At 75.7% G+C, this 19,286-nt stretch carries 12 protein-coding genes; 2 read left to right on the top strand and 10 right to left on the bottom strand.

All coding sequences use genetic code 11. From position 1 onward, the window contains the following. Positions 1–94: 94 nt before the first annotated feature. Positions 95–3,613: an ATP-dependent helicase gene (locus LWC33_RS35320; protein WP_308190980.1), complete on the bottom strand. Its 3,519-nt coding sequence runs from the start codon at positions 3,611–3,613 to the stop codon at positions 95–97. A 245-nt stretch (positions 3,614–3,858) separates the two neighbouring features. Here LWC33_RS35320 and LWC33_RS21255 point away from each other — a divergent pair, with 245 nt between their 5' ends. Both LWC33_RS21255 and LWC33_RS21250 read left to right on the top strand, forming a co-directional pair. Continuing rightward, entirely contained in the window at positions 3,859–4,410 is a 552-nt protein-coding gene (locus LWC33_RS21255) for an alpha/beta fold hydrolase (RefSeq protein WP_233306170.1), read from the top strand. Beyond that, entirely contained in the window at positions 4,410–4,688 is a 279-nt protein-coding gene (locus LWC33_RS21250; RefSeq protein WP_233306169.1) for an MGMT family protein, read from the top strand. Before LWC33_RS21255 ends, LWC33_RS21250 begins: the two co-directional genes overlap by 1 nt. A 714-nt stretch (positions 4,689–5,402) precedes the next feature. On the opposite strand, the gene LWC33_RS21245 is transcribed toward LWC33_RS21250, so the two are convergent. The 9 genes from LWC33_RS21245 to LWC33_RS21205 all read right to left on the bottom strand — a co-directional run bounded on the left by LWC33_RS21245 (position 5,403) and on the right by LWC33_RS21205 (position 19,176). Next, positions 5,403–6,182: a sirohydrochlorin chelatase gene (locus LWC33_RS21245; protein WP_233306168.1), complete on the bottom strand. Its 780-nt coding sequence runs from the start codon at positions 6,180–6,182 to the stop codon at positions 5,403–5,405. Further along, positions 6,179–7,357: a uroporphyrinogen-III synthase gene (locus tag LWC33_RS21240; protein WP_233306167.1), complete on the bottom strand. Its 1,179-nt coding sequence runs from the start codon at positions 7,355–7,357 to the stop codon at positions 6,179–6,181. Before LWC33_RS21240 ends, LWC33_RS21245 begins: the two co-directional genes overlap by 4 nt. Before the next feature lie 47 nt (positions 7,358–7,404). Beyond that, positions 7,405–7,776 carry a nitrite reductase small subunit NirD gene (gene nirD / locus LWC33_RS21235; RefSeq protein WP_233306166.1) on the bottom strand — a complete coding sequence of 124 codons (372 nt, stop codon included), beginning with the start codon at positions 7,774–7,776 and terminating at the stop codon, positions 7,405–7,407. Beyond that, positions 7,773–10,331, bottom strand: a complete 2,559-nt coding sequence (gene nirB, locus LWC33_RS21230; RefSeq protein WP_308190979.1) for a nitrite reductase large subunit NirB — start codon at positions 10,329–10,331, stop codon at positions 7,773–7,775. The genes nirD and nirB overlap by 4 nt, the downstream gene beginning before the upstream one ends. 94 nt (positions 10,332–10,425) lie before the next feature. Beyond that, positions 10,426–11,784 carry a nitrate/nitrite transporter gene (locus LWC33_RS21225; protein ID WP_233306192.1) on the bottom strand — a complete coding sequence of 453 codons (1,359 nt, stop codon included), beginning with the start codon at positions 11,782–11,784 and terminating at the stop codon, positions 10,426–10,428. 221 nt (positions 11,785–12,005) lie between these two features. After that, complete coding sequence (locus tag LWC33_RS21220) at positions 12,006–12,824, bottom strand: TIGR02569 family protein (protein WP_051737102.1); 819 nt, start codon at positions 12,822–12,824, stop codon at positions 12,006–12,008. Between the two features lie 176 nt (positions 12,825–13,000). Then, entirely contained in the window at positions 13,001–16,315 is a 3,315-nt protein-coding gene (locus tag LWC33_RS21215; protein WP_233306165.1) for a hypothetical protein, read from the bottom strand. Between the two features lie 631 nt (positions 16,316–16,946). Then, positions 16,947–18,119: an adenylyltransferase/sulfurtransferase MoeZ gene (gene moeZ, locus LWC33_RS21210; RefSeq protein WP_233306164.1), complete on the bottom strand. Its 1,173-nt coding sequence runs from the start codon at positions 18,117–18,119 to the stop codon at positions 16,947–16,949. A 22-nt stretch (positions 18,120–18,141) separates the two neighbouring features. Next, positions 18,142–19,176, bottom strand: a complete 1,035-nt coding sequence (locus tag LWC33_RS21205; protein WP_233306163.1) for an alpha/beta fold hydrolase — start codon at positions 19,174–19,176, stop codon at positions 18,142–18,144. Positions 19,177–19,286: the final 110 nt, after the last annotated feature.

Here is a 19,286-nt window from a genome sequence, read left to right as displayed (position 1 = left end):
GACGCAGGAACCTCCGAGCGGGCACGGGAGCGCGGTGCACGGTCGCCGCAGGTCGGGCGGGCGGGCCCGCGGGCCGGGACCGCGCCCACCGGGCTCACTCCTCGACCACCGACCGACCGGACTCGACCGCGGGGCAACTCCCCCGAACGGGGCAACGGTCGCAGTCCGGTCCGACGCGGGCGACGTACAGCGGGCCGGACGTCTGCCGCGCCGCTTCCCACACGACCTCCCGCCACTGTCCGGCGGCCTCGGCGTCGAGCGGGGGCTGGACGGGCTCCTTCGGCGAGCCCGTGGCCTTGCGGTCGGCCACGAACACCAGCCGCGCGCCGCCGGGCGCGGCGCCGGCGCCCACCAGGTCGGAGAAGGCGCCCAGGGTCGCGGCGAGCTGGTAGACCGCGAGCTGCGGGTGCTCGGCGGCCGAGGCGGCGCTGACCGCGGTGCGTCCCGTCTTGACGTCGACGACGACGGGGCGGCCCTCCGCGTCGACCTCCAGCCGGTCGACCCGGCCCCGCAGCCGCACGGTGGGGCGCGGCGTACCGACCTCCACCTCGTCCGGGTCGTCGCCCTCGATGTCGAGCTGGACGGGGTGCTCGACGGCGAGCAGCCGCAGGCCCTGTTCCCGGCTCTCGCGCAGCCACTGGGCGTAGCCGGCGAGCATGCCGCGGACCCGGGCCAGCTCGCGGCGGCCGTACCAGGGCGCGCCCGCGTCGAGCCGCGCCCAGGCGGTCCGCAGCGCGGCGTCGAGCTCCGCGGGATCGGCGCCGGCGGCCTGTGCCTGCACCAGGGCGTGCACGAGCGAGCCGGTGACCGCCGACAACGCGCCGGTCTCGCTGCCCCCGTGCCGCTCCAGCACCCAGCGCAGCGGGCAGGACAGGATCCGCTCGATGTCCGAAGGCGACACGGGCACGATCTCGCCCTCGGGGCGCAGCGGCGCTTCGGCCGAGGGCTCGGGCAGGCCGTACCAGTCCTCCGGATGGGCGCCGGGCACCTTCTCCGCGGCGAGCCGGGCCAGCTGGGCCGCCGCGCGCCGGCGGCGGGCCGCCCGGGCCGGGTCGCCGTGGTCGGGCTCGGTGACGGCGCGGCGCAGCTCGCCGACCAGCTCGGCGAGGACGAGCGCGCGGCCGGGGCGGAACGTCGGCCGGCCCTCGGTGGCCTCGGCCGGTAACGGGTCGAGCTCGTCGAGGAAGCGGGAGGGCTGCTCGTCCTCCGCGTGCACCGCGCTGACCAGCAGCGTCCGCCGCGCGCGAGTGCAGGCGACGTAGAACAGCCGCCGCTCCTCGGCGAGCAGCGGGGCCACGCGGGACACCGCCGCCTCGGCGCCGGTGGGTTCGGCGATCCCGGCGACGACGTCGACCAGCCGTTCGTTGCCCAGCAGGCTGCCGCGCAGCCGCAGGTCCGGCCAGCTGCCCTCCTGGACGCCGGGGACGGCGACGACCTCCCACTCGCGGCCGCGGGCGGCGTGCGCGGTGAGCAGGGCGACCGCCGCCTCCCGCGGGGCGCCGGTCGTCTGGGTGTCGCCGGGGAGGTGCTGGTCGCCGAGGTACTCGGCGAAGCCCGCGACGTCCGCACCGGGGAGCCGGTCGGTGTAGCGGGCGGCGGCGTCGAACAGCGCGAGGACGGCGTCGAGGTCGCGGTCCGCCGCCGCGCCCACCGGCCCGCCACGGGCGCTGGCGGCGGCCCAGCGGCGGGCGAGCCCGCTGCGCTGCCAGACGCGCCAGAGCACCTCCTCGACCGTGCGGCCCTCGCCGGCGGCCTCGGCAGCGGTGGCGAGCAGGGCCGACACGGCGCGCAGCGGTGCGCTGTCGCCGGGCGGGAGCGCGGTGAGCGGGTCGGGGCGACCGGCCGCGGCCGCGCGCAGGGCCTCGACCAGCAGCGGATCGCTTCCGACCCGCTCGACGTCCTCCGCCGAGAGGTCGTGGGGGTCGGGCGGCAGCACGGGGCCGGGCGCCGACTCGGCGGTGGCGGCCGGGACGGGCCCGGCGGGATCGGTGGGTTCGGTGGGTTCGGCGGGCTCGGGGCCTGCGGCCCGGCGGCGCCGGCCCTCCTCCCCCGCCGCGTGCAGGCGGAGCAGGCCGCGGCGCAGCCGGCGCATCCGCATCGGGTCGCCGGAGCCGAGCGCCGAGGTGAGCAGCGCGGTGGCGGCGTCGGCGTCGATCTCCTCGGGCCGGGTGGCGGCCCGCAGGATGAGCAGGAACGGCAGCACGGCGGGCTGGCGCGCGAGCGGCAGCTCCTCGGGCGGCGCGGCGATCGGGACGCCGGCCGCGACCAGCGCCCGGCGCAGCGCCGGGAGGGTCCGTCGCGCCGAGCGGGACAGCACTGCCATCTCCGACCACGGCACGCCCTCGACCAGGTGCGCGCGGCGTAGCCGGTCGGCGATCCAGGCCGCCTCCGTGGCCGCCGACGAGAACGTGCGGACCAGCACCGAGCCCGCGTCCGGGACCTCGTGCGACCCGTGCGAGAGCGACGCCGGCGCGACCCGCAGCCGGCCCTCGCCCGACCCGGACAGCCGCGAGGCCAGCCGGGCGCCCGCGGCACGGACCGCGTCCCGCTGCCGGTGGTCGACGGTCAGCACCGCCGTGGGCGCGTCGACCGCGCGCAGGCCGTCCGGATCGGCGCCGCGGAACCCGAGGACGGCCTGGTCGGGATCACCGGCGACGAGCGCGCTGGTCGCGGTGCGGGCCAGCACCCGGACCAGCTCGAGCTGCTGGGGGTCGAGGTCCTGCGCGTCGTCGACCAGGAGGTGGCGGACCCGCTCCCGCTCGGTGTGGAGCAGCTCGGGATCGAAGGCCAGCGCGTCGAGCGCCGCGGCGACCAGCTCCGCGGAGTCGAGGGCCGGTGCGGTGGCCTGCGGCGCGGCCCCGCCCGCGGCGCCCCGCAGCAGGATGACCTGCTCGTACGTGCGGAAGAAGCGGCCGGCGGCCTCCCACTCCGGCACGCCGTGCCGTTCGCCGAGGGCCAGGAGCTCCTCGGGACCGAGCCCGCGCTCCTCCGCGCGCAGCAGGAGCTCGCGCAGCTCGGCGGCGAAGGCGGGGATGCCGAGCGCGGGCCGCAGCCGTTCGGGCCAGCCCGAGCCGGGGACGCTGCCGTTCCAGTTCGCGATCTCGCCGGCCAGGAGGTCGCGGACCACCGCGTCCTGCTCCGCGCCCGCGAGCAGCCGGGGCGGCGGGTCACCCGCGCGCGCGGCGTGCAGCCGCATGATCCCGAACGCGTACGAGTGCACGGTGCGCACGAGCATCTCGCGCGAGGTGCGGGCCCGGAGGGCGGTGGCGGCCGGGTCGTCCGGGTGGATCAGCCGGACGAGGCGCTCCCGCAGGTCCGCGGCGGCGCGCCGACTGCCCACCAGCAGCAGGATGCGCCCCGGGTCGACTCCGGCCCGGACGCGGCGCGCCACGCTCTCGAGCAGCACGGTGGTCTTGCCCGTGCCCGGCCCGCCGATCACGCGCAGCGGCCCGGCCTGGTGCTCGACGACCCGTCGCGCCGCGGCCTCCCACTCCGGCTCCGGCGCCACGGGCCGGGCCGGGCGCACGAGCAGCGGTCCCTCGGCCGCGCCCACGCGACCGCCGCCGACGGGCAGGCCGTCGACCGCGGCACGGCGGGCGGGATCGGGGGTCACGGTCCGAGATTCGACCACGCCCCACCGACAGTTCCACGCGGGGTCGCGGGTCGGGCGTGGAAGATCTTTCCGACGGTGACAGGGCTGTCGCGCCGACGACGCTCGCGTGGCGCTCGCACGGTCCGTCCGCCCGATGGCCCGTGCGGGCGTCACCGGGCGGTCCCACAGGCCGCCCTCCGGTGCCGTTCGATGCCCGGAGGCTCGCATCGCGCCCGTTCCTGTCGGGGTGGGGTGGCGATCACCGCATGCCCGACGCTCCCCTCCACGTCCACCTCGCCGGCGACCCGGCCGGCGGTGCGATCGCGACCCACCTCACCCGCGCGGCGCCGGAGCGTGTCACGCGACTGGTGCTGCTCGACCCGGCGATCGGGCTCGACCCGGAGGACATGCTGCGGACCGCGGAGGAGTCCCGGGCGGAGGAGTCGGACCCCGACCGGGAGGCGGCGCGCGCGGCGAAGGCGGAGAGCTGGGCGGGGGTGCCGGCGGAGCTGGTCGACGCGGAGGTCGAGGCCCATCTCGAGGAGCGGGACGGCGCCTGGCGGTGGCGCTACTCGCGCGCGGCGCTGGTCGCGGCGTGGGGCGAGATGGCGCGCGAGGCGGTGGTGCCGCCGGCGGGCCGGCCCACACTGATCATGCCGGCGACCGGCGCCGACTTCGTCTCGGAGAAGTGGCTGGCGGCCTGCCGCACCGAGCTGGGCGAGGACCTCACGGTCACCCCCGTGGACACCGGGCACATGCTGTACCTGGAGCGGGCCGCCGAGGTCGCGGGGCACCTGCGGGGTTTCCTGGAGGGCTGATGGACGAGGAGACGCTCGAGCGGGTGCGCGACGTGGTCGCGGCGATCCCTCCCGGCGCGACCAGCACGTACGGCCGGGTCGCCGCCGACGCCGGCATCCCCGGGCGCGCCCGGCTGGTGGGCCGGATCCTCGCGGAGGACGGCCACGACCTGCCCTGGCACCGCGTCCTGCGCGCCGACGGCACCTGCGCCCCGCACATCGCGCGGGAGCAGTCCGCGCGACTGCGGGCCGAGGGCGTGCTCCTCGTCGACGGCCGCCTCCCCCGCGACCGCCGCTGATCAGCGGGTCCGTGCGACGCCGGACGAGACGTCCGCAGTCGATACCCCACATGGCGATCATGGGAGATGCGGCTCGCTGTTGTCTCAACCTTGATCAGCCTCCGGGTGCAGCGACGGCGACCCTGTGAGCCATGAATGCCCCCACATGGCGATCGTGGATGAGGGCTCCTCGGCGACCTCCATCATGATCAGCAGCCAGGTCCGGTGACGGCGAGTCACCGAGCCGTGGATGCACCCATTCCGCGATCACGAGCGCGCGTTCCGCCGTGATCGCGGACCGCGTGCACGGAGGCCCTTCGGACCGACCCTGGACGCACCCGGCTGGCGAGGGTGGATGAGGCGCCCCCCGGCGACCTCGATCATGATCAGCACCCGAGTGCGGTGACGGCGAGACACTGAGCCGGGGATGCACCCATTCCGCGATCACGAGCGCGTTCCGCCATGATCGCGGACCGCGTGCACGGAGGCCTCGGATCGACCCTGGACGCACCCGGCTGGCGATCACGGCAGAGGGGTCCGCCGACGATCTCCACCATGATCAGCGGCCGAGTGCGGTGACGGCCTCAGGATGAGCCGTGAGTGCACGCCTCAGCGATCACAGTGGTGTCGCGGACGTAGCCGAACCGATCAGCACCGGAGGCGCGAGCAGCCCTCGCGTCGGTCGTGGTTGGCGCGACTACCGCGCTCACAGCTGTCACCCCCCTACATGGGCCGCTACGCCGCGACCGTCCCGGCTCCGATCCCCGCCCGGTAGCGCGCCACCACGGCCGCGACGACATCCGGGTGCGCGCCGAGCGGGTCGCCCACGGCGTCCGCCCCGGAGTCGCGGATGCGGGTGTGGAACACCCCGGGCGCGAGCAGCCAGGAGACCACCGAGATCCGCTCGGAGCCCGCCCGGCGCAGGCCGTCGACCAGCGCGTCGATCCGAGGTGCGGCCGCGGCGGCGAACCCGACCCGCACGCCGCGGCCGAGGGCCTCGGCGAGCATCTTCCCCACGGTGCGCACCTCGGTCACCGCCGCCGCGTCGGAGGACCCGGCCGCCGCCAGCACGACCGTGTCGCCGACCCGGTGCCCGGCCGCCGCCAGCCGGGCCAGCGCCGCGCGGACCAGCAGCGGGTGGGGGCCGAGCGCGGGCGTGACCACGAAGCGGTCCGGGTCCGCCCCCGCCTCGACGAGCTGCGCCGGCAGGTCGGTGCGCACGTGGTAGCCGGAGGCCAGGAAGGCGGGCAGGACCACGGCCCCGTCGAGCCCGACGATCGCGTCGGCGACCCCCGGCCGCCGGACGTCGACGTACCCGACCCGCACCTCGGTCCCGGGCAGCGCCGCCCGCGCACCGGCCGCGATCTCCTGGACCACCGCGTCGGCGGCGTCGGAGCGGCTCCCGTGCGCGACGAGGACCAACGGCGGCCGCGACGCGGACCACTCCTCCGACGGCAGCGAGGCCTGCATCGGGACGGACAGGTCGGTCAGCGGACCCGGCGGGGCCGCCCTCACCGCTCGTCCCCGGACACGCAGTGCCCGCCCATCGGCGTGGGGCCGGCGTTGGGGTCGAGCGCGAGCCGGTACCCGCGCTTCACGACGGTCTGGATCAGTTTCGGCACCCCCAGCGCCGAGCGCAGCCGGGCCATGGCGGTCTCGACGGCATGCTCGTCGTCGCCGCCGCCGGGCAGGGCGCGCAGCAGCTCGGCGCGCGACACCACCCGCCCCGGGCGCCGGGCCAGCACCCGCAGCAGGGCCATCCCGGTGGGCGGCACCGCCTTCAGCTCACCGTCGACCAGGGCCGCGTGCCCGCGCAGCTCCAGCCGGTGCCCGGCCACGGGCAGCCGCCGGGCGCGGGCGGGGGCCTCGGCCTCCAGCGCACGGACCATGGCACCGAGGCGCGAGCGCTGCGGCTGCACCGTCGGGACGTCGACGGCCTCCAGCGGCGCGGCCGTGACCGGACCGACGCACACGACGAGCACCCGCCCGCGCAGCGCCGCGACCAGCTCGTCCCGCATCCCGCGCTCCGCCGCCCTGGCCAGCAGGCTGGCGGCGGCCGGAGCACTGGTGAACGTCAGCATGTCGATGCCGCCGGCCAGGGCCAGATCGGTCAGCCGGTCCATCGGGGCGAGGTCGGCGGGCGGTACCCATCGGTAGACCGGCACCTCGACGACCTCCGCGCCGGCCATCTCCAACGCCTCGACGACGTCGGGCAGGGGTTCGCCGTGCAGCTGGACCGCGATCCGGCGGCCGTCGACCCCCTGGTCGAGGAGGTGGTCCAGCACCTCGGCGGACGACTCGGACGGCGGCGACCACACCTCCGTCAGCCCGGACGCCCGGATCTGCCCGCGCGCCTTCGGGCCGCGGGCCAGCAGCTCGCCGCGGGACAGCGCGGCCAGCAGGTCCTCGCCCATCCCCCAACCGTCGGCGGCCTCGACCCAGCCGCGGAAGCCGATGCCCGTCGTCGCGACGGTGACGTCCGGCGGCCGCTCGATCAGGTCACGCGTGCGGGCCTCGAGCTCGGCGTCGTCGGCCAGCGGGACGATGCGCAGCGCCGGGCCGTGCTGCACGCACGCCCCCCGGCGCTCGAGCATCGTGCCCAGCTCCTCGGCCCGCCGGGCCGCCGTGACGCCGACGGTGAAGCCCGCCAGCGGAGGGACCTGCGCCTCGGTGGTGGTGGGGGCGCTCATCGGTGCATTCTCCGCTACGTCGGGAGCGGGGCCGAACGCCGGACCGGTCACCGCAACCCGATCTGCACGAGCCCGTCGTGCAGCCGGACCGGGTGGACCGGCACGGAGACCCCCGGCGCGTCGAGGCACCGGCCGTCGACCAGGCTGAACGACTCCTTGTAGACGGGCGAGGCGACGGTCGGCTCGCCGCCGCGATCCCCGACGATCCCGCGGGACAGCACGGCAGCGCCGGACCTGGGGTCGACGTTGCCGAGGGCGTACAGCTCCCCGCCGTGGGTGCGGAAGATCGCGACCTGCTCGTCCCCGAACAGGGCCGCGACGCCGCGCTCGGGCTGCAGCCGTTCCAGCGGGCAGGCCGTCTCCCACCGCAGGTCGGTGTCCCTCGTCTCCATGGCGGGACGCTCGTCGGTCGTGGTCATCGCTGCACCTCCTGGCGGCCGAACGCGGGCACCCCGATGAGGACGGGCTCGGGGTCTCCCGGACGCGGGGCCGGGACCTGCTGGCCCCGCTCGGTGACGAAGCTGATCGTGGGGTCGGGGGTCGCCGGGTCGTTGACGAAGGAGACGTAGCGTTCGAGCTTCTTCGGGTCCTCCAGGACCCCGCGCCACTCGTCCTCGTAGGTCTCGACGTGCCGGGTCATGGCCTCGTCGAGGTCGGCGCAGATGCCGAGGGAGTCGTCGACGATCACCTCGCGCAGGTGGTCGAGGCCGCCCTCCAGGCCCTCCAGCCACGGTGCCGTTCGCTGCAGCCGGTCCGCGGTGCGGATGTAGAACATGAGGAAGCGGTCGATGGTGCGGATCAGGGTCTCCTGGTCCACGTCCTGCACGATGAGCTGGGCGTGCTTGGGCGTGGCACCGCCGTTGCCGCCGACGTAGAGGTTCCAGCCCTTCTCCGTGGCGATCACACCGAAGTCCTTGGACCGGGCCTCGGCGCACTCGCGCGCGCAGCCCGAGACGCCGGACTTGAGCTTGTGCGGGCTCCGCAGGCCGCGGTAACGCAGCTCCAGCAGCACGGCCATGCCGACCGAGTCCTGCACCCCGTATCGGCACCAGCTCGACCCCACACAGGACTTCACCGTGCGCAGCGACTTGCCGTACGCGTGCCCGGACTCGAACCCCGCGTCGACCAGCCGCTTCCAGATCGCGGGCAGCTGCTCGACGCGGGCGCCGAACAGGTCGATCCGCTGACCGCCGGTGATCTTCGTGTAGAGCCCGAAGTCCCGCGCCACCTCGCCGATCACGATCAGGCCCTCGGGCGTGACCTCCCCGCCCGGGATCCGCGGCACCACCGAGTAGGTGCCGTTGCGCTGCATGTTGGCGAGGAAGTGGTCGTTGGTGTCCTGGAGGGTGGCCTGCTCACCCTCGTGGATGTGCCCGTTGCCCAGGCTGGCGAGGACGGACGCGACCGCCGGCTTGCAGAGGTCGCAGCCGCGGCCGGTGCCGTGCTTCTGCACCAGCTCGGTGAAGGTCCGGATCCCGGTGCTCGCGACGATCTCGAACAGCTCGGCCCGCGAGTACGTGAAGTGCTCGCAGATCGCCTTGGAGACCTCGACGCCCTCGTCGACCAGCATCTTCTTCAGCAGCGGGACGCAGGAGCCGCAGGTGGTCCCGGCCTTGGTGCACGCCTTGAGGTCCGGGACCGTCCGGCAGCCCTCGGCGTGGATGGCGTTCTTCAGCGTGCCCTTGGTGACCGCGTTGCAGGAGCAGATCTGCGCGGAGTCCGGCAGCACGTCCGCCCCCAGCTCGACGCCGCCCGGTGCGATCATCGCCACCGGGTCCGCCGGGAGCTTCGCGCCGACCAGCGGGCGCAGCGTGGAGTACTTGGACGCGTCGCCGACCAGCACGCCGCCCAGCAGGGTCTGCGCGTCGTCGGACACGACGATCTTCGAGTAGGTGCCCGCCACCGGGTCGTTGACGACGACCTCGAGCGCGCCCTCGGTGGCGGCGTGCGCGTCGCCGAAGCTGGCCACCTCGACGCCCAGCAGCTTGAGCTTGGTCGACATGTCCAGCTCTTCGGGCGTCATGGTCGCCTGGCCGCCGAGCAGCCGGTCGGCGACGACCTCGGCCATCGCGTAGCCGGGCGCGACCAGGCCGTAGGTGCGGCCCTCCAGCGCGGCGCACTCGCCGATGGCCCAGATGTTCTCGTCGTGCGTGCGACACGCCGCGTCGACCAGGACGCCGCCGCGCTCGCCGACCCGGAGGTCGCAGGAGCGGGCCAGGGCGTCCTGGGCGCGGATGCCGGCCGAGAAGACGACGAGGTCCGCGTCGAGCTCCACCTCGTCGGAGAGGGTGGCGACGAGCCGGTCCCGCTCCTCGCGGATGCCCCAGACCGCCACGCCGGTGCGCACCGCGATGTCCTGGCCGGTCACCAGCTCGCGGAGCAGGGCGCCGCCGCCCTCGTCGACCTGGGCGGGCATCAGCCGCGGTGCGATCTCGACGACCTGCGGCGACAGCCCGAGCAGCCGCATCGCGCGGGCCGCCTCCAGGCCGAGCAGTCCGCCGCCGACGACGACCGCGGAGCGCCGGCCCGGGCCGGGCCTCGCGACGGCGGCCGCGGCGGCCTCCTTGATCGCGTCGAGGTCGTCGAGCGTGCGGTAGACGAAGCAGTTCGGCAGGTCCTTGCCGGGCACCGGGGGTACGAACGGCACGGAGCCGGTGGCCAGGACCAGGGCGTCGTAGGTCAGCGCGGCACCGGAGGCGGTGCGCACGGTGCGGCGCTCCCGGTCGATCGTGACCGCCGGGTCGCCGAGCCGCAGGTCCACCAGGGGATCGACGAGCTCGGCGAGGCGCAGCTCCTCCTCGCTCCTGCCGTCGACGTACGACGACAGGGCCACCCGGTCGTACGCCTGCCGGGTCTCCTCGCCCAGGACCGTGATCCGCCACTCGCCGCGCTCGTCGCGGTCGCGCAGCGCCGAGACGAGCCGGTGCCCGACCATCCCGTTGCCGACCACCACGAGATGCCGTGTGTCCGTCACTGCTGACCTCCTGTCCCGCACCGGATGCGGGTTCGTGCTGTTCGTGCGTCGGCCCCGTCGGTCCGCCCGGGGGCCGCTCCCGGGTCGTGCGCCGTCAGACGCGGGCGAACGCGGTCCGGCCCTCGCCGGTGCGGACGGTCGAGGTCTGCCGCTGGTAGACCGCCCAGGTGAGGCCGGCGCAGACCACGTAGAAGGCCAGGAAGGCCCAGAACGCCGGGACGCCGGACTTCGTGGCCGCGAAGGACTGGCGGAAGGCCAGGTTGATCAGCAGGCCGCCGAGCGCGCCGACCGCCGAGATCAGGCCGATCGCGGCGCCGGAGACACGGCGGGCATGGAGCAGCGCCGCGGTGCGGTCCGCACCCTCACCGATGCGCTCCAGCGCCTGCCGTCGGAAGATCGCCGGGATCATCTTGTAGGTCGAGCCGTTGCCGATGCCCGAGAAGACGAACAGCAGGATGAACCCGAGCGTGAACAGGGCCAGCGAGTTCGTGCTCGACGCCAGGATGCAGACCAGCGCCGACACGGCCATCAGCCCGAAGTTGACCGCGCTGACCTTCGCGCCGCCGATCCGGTCGGCCATCCAGCCACCGATCGGCCGGATGAACGAGCCGAGCAGCGGACCGATGAAGGTCACGGCCGCGGCCTGCAGCGGGGTGCGACCGAACTGGGTCTGCAGGACCAGGCCGAACGCGAAGCTGTACCCGATGAACGAGCCGAAGGTGCCGATGTAGAGCACCGACATGATGCCGGTGTCGCGCTCCTTCATCGCGAGCGAGAAGGCGCCCTTGTCGTTGCCGACCGACGCGAGGTTGTCCATCGAGAAGGCCGCGACGAGCGCGCAGAGCACGATCAGCGGGATGTAGACGGCGAGCAGGATCTTCGGGTGCGAGGCGCCCGCGGTGGCGATGATCAGCAGCGAGATGAGCTGGATCAGCGCGACGCCGAGGTTCCCGCCGCCCGCGTTGAGGCCCAGGGCGGTGCCCTTGCGGCCCTCGGGGAAGAACGCGTTGATGTTGGTCATCGACGAGGCGAAGTTGCCGCCGCCGACGCCGGCCAGGGCCGCCATCAGCACGAACACCGAGTACGGCGTGCCCGGCTGGAGCACGAAGGACGCCGCGATCGTCGGGATCAGCAGCAGCAGGCCGCTGATCACCGTCCAGTTGCGGCCGCCGAAGCGCGCGACGGCGAAGGTGTAGGGCACCCGGAGGATCGCGCCGACGAGCGTCGCCGTGGCGCCGAGGAAGAACTTGCCGGCCGCGTCGACGCCGTACTCCGGGCCCATGAACAGGACGAAGACCGACCACAGGGTCCAGACGGAGAACCCGACGTGCTCGACGAAGATGGACGCCCAGAGGTTCCGGTTCGCGATCCCCTTGCCCGTGCGCGCCCAGAAACCGGCGTCCTCCGGCTCCCAGTGCTGGATCCACCGCCCCCCGACGACGCCGCGGGACACGGTCCCGGTCTCCGTGTCGGTGGGTCCTTCTGCGGTGGCTGTCACGCCGGTCCTCCTGGTCGCATCCGTGGTCACGCTTCGGATGCGCAGGACGGTAGGCAGCCGGGATTACCCCGGGGTGGCGCCGTGTGACATGGGCGCAAAGCCCCGCTCACGTACGTTCAACCGCGGTGTGAGGTCACATCGCGCAGGTCAGGGCTGAGAGGTGGACGGCGAGTGGGTCAGAGGCGGGCGCTGACGAGCCCGGCGACCCGCTCCAGCCCGGCCACGCTGCGTGCCGACGCGTCGGGGTGCTGGGCGTGCAGGGCGAGCCGGTACAGGGCGGCGCGCAGCAACGCCTGCGGCCACTCGTCGAGGTGCGCCCAGCGGTCCATGAGGCCCTCGTCCGCCCCGCCCCAGGCGATCGCGTCGACGACGACGACCGCCGCCGCCCACTCCGGCGGCCGCCAGAACGGGACCAGGTCGAGGACCACGGGGACACCGTCGCCGTCGAACAGCACCGCCCCGAACAGCTCGCCGTGCACGACCTGCGGCGGCGACTTCATCGGCCGCCGGTGCGCCGCGAGCTCGGCGAACAGCCGGCCGCCCGAGGCCTCGTCGAGGGCGAAGCGGCGCTCGCCGAACGCCGCGGCGGCGGAGCGGGCGAGCAGGTCGTCCCGGTTGTCGAGCAGGCGCGGGCGCTGGACGGTCGCGGTCGCGGCGTGCAGGCGCAGGCTGGCCGAGACGACGTCGTCGTGCCGGGGCTCGGAGGCCCCGGCGAGGAACCGGGACGCGGCCCAGCCCGCGACGACCCACCGGCCGTCGGACGAGCGGACAGGGCGGGCCAGCCGGACCGCCTCGACGTCCAGGGTCTCCAGGACGCCGGCGGACCACGCGGCCATCGCGTTGTCGGCCACCGGACGCAGCAGGACCTCGCCGCAGTGCCAGGCGCGCTGACCGGCCCACACCACGGGCCGTGGCGTCGCGTCCTTCACGCCGAACGCGACGCGCACGTGCTCGGGGAGCGCGCTCGCCTGCGGGACCGTCGGTGCTGCCGTCACGGGGCGCCACGCTACCTGCGCGGAACCACGGATCAGGTGTTGCCACGCGGAGAAGAGCGCGGAGGCTGATCGTTCCGTGTGTCCCATGCCCCGGGCGGCTGTGCTGCTCGCGCCCAGGTCGGGGGCTCGGCACAGGGGCTGCGACGCCTGTGCGAGGCGGCGGGGCGGCGTGCGAGCTAGTGATCGGGCCGGTCGCCGTGGTCGCTGTGGTCGTGGTTGCTCCGGTCTTGGTGGTGGGAGCGCTCCTGGTGGGTGCGGGACGGGCGGTGGGGCTCGGTGCGGTGATCGGAGTCGTCGGAGCTCCGGGACGCGCTGTGGTGGACGCGGTCGGGGCGAGCACCGTCCGAGCGGGTGCGGGCGAAGCGGTCGAAGCGGGAGCGGTCCGAGTGGTCCGAGCCAGCCCGGTCGGAGTGGTCGGAGCCGGCGCGGTCCGAGCGGTCCGACCCTGCATGGCCGTAGTCGGCGTGGCCGTAGTCGGCGCGGTCGGAGCTCGCGCGGTCGGAGCGGTGGGACCCGGACGCCGCCTCGGCCCAACGCGCAGCGGTGCGGGTCCGGTCGGACGTGCGGGCCCGGCCGGGGTCGTCGTGCGACCCGCTCTCGGCGGCCGTCCGCAGGGCAGCCTCGCGAGCGTGCGCGGTCGAGGACGGGCGATCCGCCTTCTGCTGTCGCGCCGTCCCGCCCTGTGCCGTCCCGCCCTGTGCCGTCCCGCCCTGTGCCGTGCCGCCCTGTGCCGTGCCGCCCTGTGCCGTGCCGCCCTGTGCCGTGCCGCCCCGTGCCGTGCCGCCCCGTGGCGTCCCGCCCTGTGCCGCGCCCTGTGCCTCGGCGACCTTCCGTGCGGCCGCCTCGCGCGCGGCTGCCTCTGGCGAGCCGCTGGTGGATCGCGAAGCCCGGGCCCGCTGCTGCTCGGCGATGGCCTCGGCAACGCGCCGTTCGGTGGTGCCGCCGGAGGCGGCCGAGTCCGAGGTTCCGGTGGAGGCGGCCGATCGTTCGACCGCCTCGCGCATCGCCGCGGCGGACGGGATCGACGCGGCCCGAGCCGATGGGCCGGAGGACCACGCCTTCTCGGTCGCCGTCGTCGCGGCCGCCTCGGGCGCAGCCGCGGAGGCAGACTCGGGCGTGATGGCGGAAGCCGACTCGACCGTGGCGCGGCGGTCAGCCCCGCGGAGGGCCTCCTCGATGTACGGTTCACCGATTCCGCCGGTCATCGCACGGGCAGTGGGCCCTGCCGCTGCGGAGGCGATGCCCGGCTCCTCCCAGTGCACGGCTCCGGGTACCCCTCCCGGAGCGAGATGTGTGGCAGCCGGTCCGCCCATCCCGGGCGGGGTCGCCACGGCCGGGACGGCGGGCCCGACCGCGGGGGACGCCACCGCGGCCGCTTCGACGGCTGCGGCGAGCACCTGCGTGGACCCGACCGGCAATGGCGCCACCGGCTCGGCAGGCGCGGCGACAGTGGCCGCATCCAAGGCCGCAGCGAGCACCTGTGCGGGCAGACCGACCATCGAAGGCCCAGCAGGCGCGGCGACACCGGCCGCATCGAGAGCCGCGGCGAGCACCTGCGCCGGCCCGTCGACCAGCGAGGGCCCGGCCGACTCGGTGGGCGCTGCGACAGCCGCCGCATCCAGGGCCGCGGCGAGCACCTGCGCAGGCGCCTCGGCCAGGGAGGGCGCCGGCTCGGCGGCTGCCGCCGCGTGGAGGGCCGCCGCGACGGCCCGAGCGGGCGCGGCGGCCACGGACAGCGAGGCACCCGATTGCGCCACAGGCTCGTCACCGCCGGGGCGAGGCGGCTCTGCGGGCCCGTCTTCAGCGGCCTCGGCCCCCTCGGCGAGCGCCGGTGACACCGCGGCCGCCCCCACGGCAGCCGCCAGGGGCGACACAGCATACGACGCCCCTCGCTCCGCCCCTGGCAGGCCGGCCACTGCAGCGAGAGGCGACGCAGCGGGCACCTCCGCGGCGGGCCTCGCCCCGGGCGACTCCGCACCCCGCGCCACCCCGGGCGACTCCGCACCCCGCGCCACCCCGGGCGACTCCGCACCCGGTGCCGACCCGGATGCCTCCGCACCCGGTGCCGACCCGGATGCCTCCGCACCCCCTGCCGCCCCGGGCGACTCATCGGCCGGCGTCCGCGACCAAGCGGGGGCCGCCGCGCCCTCGCCCCTCGTGCCCGCTCCCGCGACCCCACCGAGCTCACGGACCACGTCGCTCCCGCCGCTGCCCAGCGCATCCACGCCCCGGCCGGCGGCCGACCCGAGGGCGGCGACCCCGTCGGACGCACCCGACCCCACCGCGCCGGCCCCTTCGCCGACACCCTCCGACGCCGCGCCGGCAGCTCCGCCGACCCGGCCCCGGCCGGCCTCGTCGAGGGCGTTCCCGGCGCCGCTCGCCGTCGCGCCGACGCCCTCGCCGGCGCCGCCGGCGGCCGCACCGACCGCCTCACCGCCGCCCTCCCCGACCTCGCCGACGGCCCGTCCCGCCCCGCCCGCCCCGGATCCGACGGCGCGCCCGGCACCGTCGCCCGCCGGCCCGGCCCCGGCCGCGCGGCCGACCGAGCCGACCACCTCGCCCGCGCCCTCCCCTGTCCGGCCCACACCGTCACCGGCAGCGCGCCCGGCCCGGCCGACCCCCTCGCCGGCACCGCGCCCGGCCGACCCGACAGCTCGTCCGGCCCCGCGGCCGCCCGACTCGACCGCGTCGCCGGCCGACCGCACCGCGCCACCCGACCGGGTGCGGTCCCGCTCCACGGTCTCGTCGATCGGGCCTCGCGGATCCGGCGGCCCACTCGTCCCGACGACGGCGGCGGGCCGGTCCTCCTCCTCGTCCCGCGCCTGCGCGACCGGGGGCTGGGTGTGCAGCCCGGGAGCCGGCGCCGGGGCGGGCCGGTCCGCGGCCGCGTCGAGCACGTCGGCGGAGACGCGGTCGGTACGGGCCTGCTCGACCGCCGGGTCGGGCAACGGCGTGCGGGAGGCGACGTCGACGCCGGTGCGCAACGCGGCGACCTGCTGGCGGAGGCCGTCGCGCTGCCGGACCCGCAGGTCGCGCTGCGCCGCGAGGGCGGTCGACCAGGCCTGGTCGCCGGCCGGGCCCTCGGCCAGCAGCTTCTCGATCGCGGCGAGCTGCGCTTCGGCACGTTCCAGCTCGTCGGCGCTGCGCTCGAGCTCGCGGTAGCTCTCCAGCTGGGCCTGCAGCGTCGCCCGCTGCCGCTCCAGGAGCTGACGACGCTGCTGCAACCGCCGCACCGCGGAGGGCGCGGTGCCGTCCCGGGCCGCCTCGCTGTCGTTCCACGCCCGTTCGGTCCGGGCGAGCACGTCGAGCTGCCGGTTCACCCCGACCAGCAGCAGCTCGGCGCGGCTCGCCCACTGCTCCGTCGACGTCGGCCCGGCGACGACCTCCCGCGACGCCTGCCCGGATGAGGAGGCCACCGTCAGGGCGTACCCGCCGAGCAGCACGGCCGTGGCCGCGAGGACCGCGACGGCGCGGCGGCGGCGTGCCAGCACCCGGCTCCACCGCGACCGCCCGCCCGGGGCCGGCGACGCGGGGCGCGGGCCGGCTGACGTCGTCCGTGTCGGAGACCCCTCGGCCGAACCCGGCCCGGACCCCGGGACCGATCCCGACGGTGAGCCCGACGTGGCCGACTCCGGCTCCCGCAACCACGGCAGGGTCTCGACCACCCGCGGATCCCGGGCGGCGTGCGCGGCCGCCCGGCGCAGTCGCCGCATGGCCGCGCGGTGCGCCGTCGAGCAGTACCGCCGGTCCGGCCGACCCACGACGGGCTCGAGGACCGCACCGCAGCCAGGGAGTGCACAGACCACATCGGACGGCTCAGCACCAGCGTCGTCCCCCACCACCCGGCACCCCCTCGCCCCCGGCGGATGATCACTCGCCGTCGGGGACGAGATGCTACGGGCGCGAGGCCGGGCGACCGTCCTCATCGGAACGGAGCCGCTCACGGCCGGTCAGCGACGAGGCCACGGAACTGCTCCGATCCACCGGCGGCCGCCACCCGCTCGCCGCGACCCGATCACGGACGGCGACGCCGGACGGACGGCCGAAAAGCCCCGGACACACCACACCGCCCGGTCCGGTGAAAACCGGACCGGGCGGTGTGAGCCCTCGACGGGCAGGCGGTCAGTAGCTCGGCTTGTCCGGCTCGACCTGCTTGACCCAGGCGAGCACGCCGCCGCCGACGTGCACGGCGTCGGCGAAGCCGGCCTTGTGCAACACGGCCAGGGCCTCGGCGGAGCGGGCCCCCGACTTGCAGTGCAGGACGATCGGTTTGTCCTGCGGCAGCTCGGACAGCGCCTCGCCCGACACGATCCGACCCTTGGGGATGAGCGTCGCACCGGGGATGTTCACGATGTCCCACTCGTTCTGCTCGCGGACGTCGACGAGCGCGAAGTCCTTGCCCGCGTCCATCATCTCCTTGAGCTCGAGCGCGGTGATCGTGTTGCCCGCCGCGGCCTGCTGCGCGTCCTCGGACACGGTCCCGCAGAACGCCTCGTAGTCGATCAGCTCGGTGATCTTCGGCGTGTCCGGGTCCTTGCGGACCTTGACCTGGCGGTAGGTCATCTCGAGGGCGTCGTAGATCACCAGCCGGCCGAGGATCGGCTCGCCGATGCCCGTGATCAGCTTGATGGCCTCGTTGACCATGATCGAGCCGATCGACGCGCACAGCACGCCCAGCACGCCACCCTCGGCGCAGGACGGCACCATGCCGGGGGGCGGCGGCTCGGGGTAGAGGTCGCGGTAGTTGAGACCCAGCCCGTTCGGGGCGTCCTCCCAGAACACCGACGCCTGGCCCTCGAACCGGAAGATCGAGCCCCACACGTACGGCTTGCCGGACAGCACCGCGGCGTCGTTCACCAGGTACCGGGTGGCGAAGTTGTCCGTGCCGTCCAGGATCAGGTCGTAGTCGGCGAAGATGTCCAGCACGTTGGACGAGTCCAGCCGCGTCTGGTGCAGGCGCACCTCGACGTACGGGTTGACCTCCTTGACGGAGTCCCGCGCGGACTCGGCCTTCGGGCGTCCGACGTCCGACTGGCCGTGGATGATCTGGCGCTGCAGGTTCGACGAGTCGACCTCGTCGAACTCGACGATCCCGAGCGTGCCCACGCCCGCGGCGGCCAGGTACAGCAGGGCCGGCGACCCGAGCCCACCGGCGCCCACGACCAGCACCTTCGCGTTCTTCAACCGCTTCTGGCCGTCCATCCCGACGTCCGGGATGATCAGGTGGCGGCTGTAGCGCTCCACCTCGTCCTTGGTCAGTTCGGCGGCCGGCTCCACGAGCGGCGGTAGCGCCATGTCCACAACTCCCTGCGAGTCTTCAGCGGTCCCTTGCCGCAACACGTTCGTCACCCGACATGTTCCCATCCGCGAGCGTGTCCCAGAACGCGGCGACCGCCGCGGCGACGCGGTCCGGGGTCTCGATCTGCGCGATGTGCCCCACGCCCTCGAGCATCACCAGACGCCCGTCGGGGAAGGTCCGGGCGGTCCGGGCCGCCAGCCGGGGCGCGACGAGCCGGTCCCGGTCGCCCCAGACCACCAGCGTGGGCACCGGCACGCGGGCCGCCACCCGCCACAGGTGGGGACCCATCCAGCTGCGGAACATCCCGAACGCCGACCGGTCGATCGCCTGCCCCGCCCACGGCTGCCGGCCCCGGTCGGCGATCTCCTGCGCGGTCTCGTCGAGCCGGAGGTCCGTGGCCCGGGTGGGATCGCCGAAGCACAGCCGCATGGTCGCCTCGGCACGCGCCCGCGGCGTCATGGCGGCCAGCTGGGCCCGCGCCCGGCTGCCGAGCCCCGGTATCCAAGCCAGCGCCATCCGCGGGTCCGACATCCGCCGCGGGTCCGGCCGACGGTCCGGCATCGCGGGCGAGACGAGGGTGAGCGTGCGCACCAGCTCCGGACGCCGGGCGGCGACCAGCATGACGACGACCCCGCCGAGCGAGTTGCCCAGCAGGTGCACGGGCCGGCCGCGGCCGGCCAACCAGCACAGCAGCGCGTCCGCGTGCGCCGCGGGCGAGTAGTCGCAGGACGGCACCGGCTCGGTGTAGCCGAACCCCGGCAGGTCGACGGCGGTCCCCCGGACCCGCGGCGCGAGCAGCCCCGCGAGGTCGGTCCAGTTGGTGGCCGAGCCGGAGAGCCCGTGCACGTACACGGCGTCGGGTCCCTCGCCCGGGGTCTCCCGCACGTGCAGCGTGATCCCGCCCGCGGTGACGTGCCGGCCCGGCCACGCCGGCTGGTGCGCGGGCAGCGGGGGCAGGTCGGCGAGGTCACCGGGGTCGCCCACCGGCACCCGCGGCGATCCCGGCTGCTGGCCGAACCGCGGGTGAACGAGCGGCAGCGAGAAGGAGACCACGCATCGAGGATGACAAGAACGGCCGGATCCCGGCCACCCGCGGATCGCGGCGGCCCCGTCGACGCTGGTCAGTGCGGCGGTGGTGCTCCGCACCCCGGGCCCCGGGTCCG

The organism is Pseudonocardia terrae (genome assembly GCF_021343995.1).
In the GTDB taxonomy this organism is placed as follows: Bacteria; Actinomycetota; Actinomycetes; order Mycobacteriales; family Pseudonocardiaceae; genus Pseudonocardia; species Pseudonocardia terrae.
This window is presented reverse-complemented; position numbering and strand designations above follow the sequence as displayed.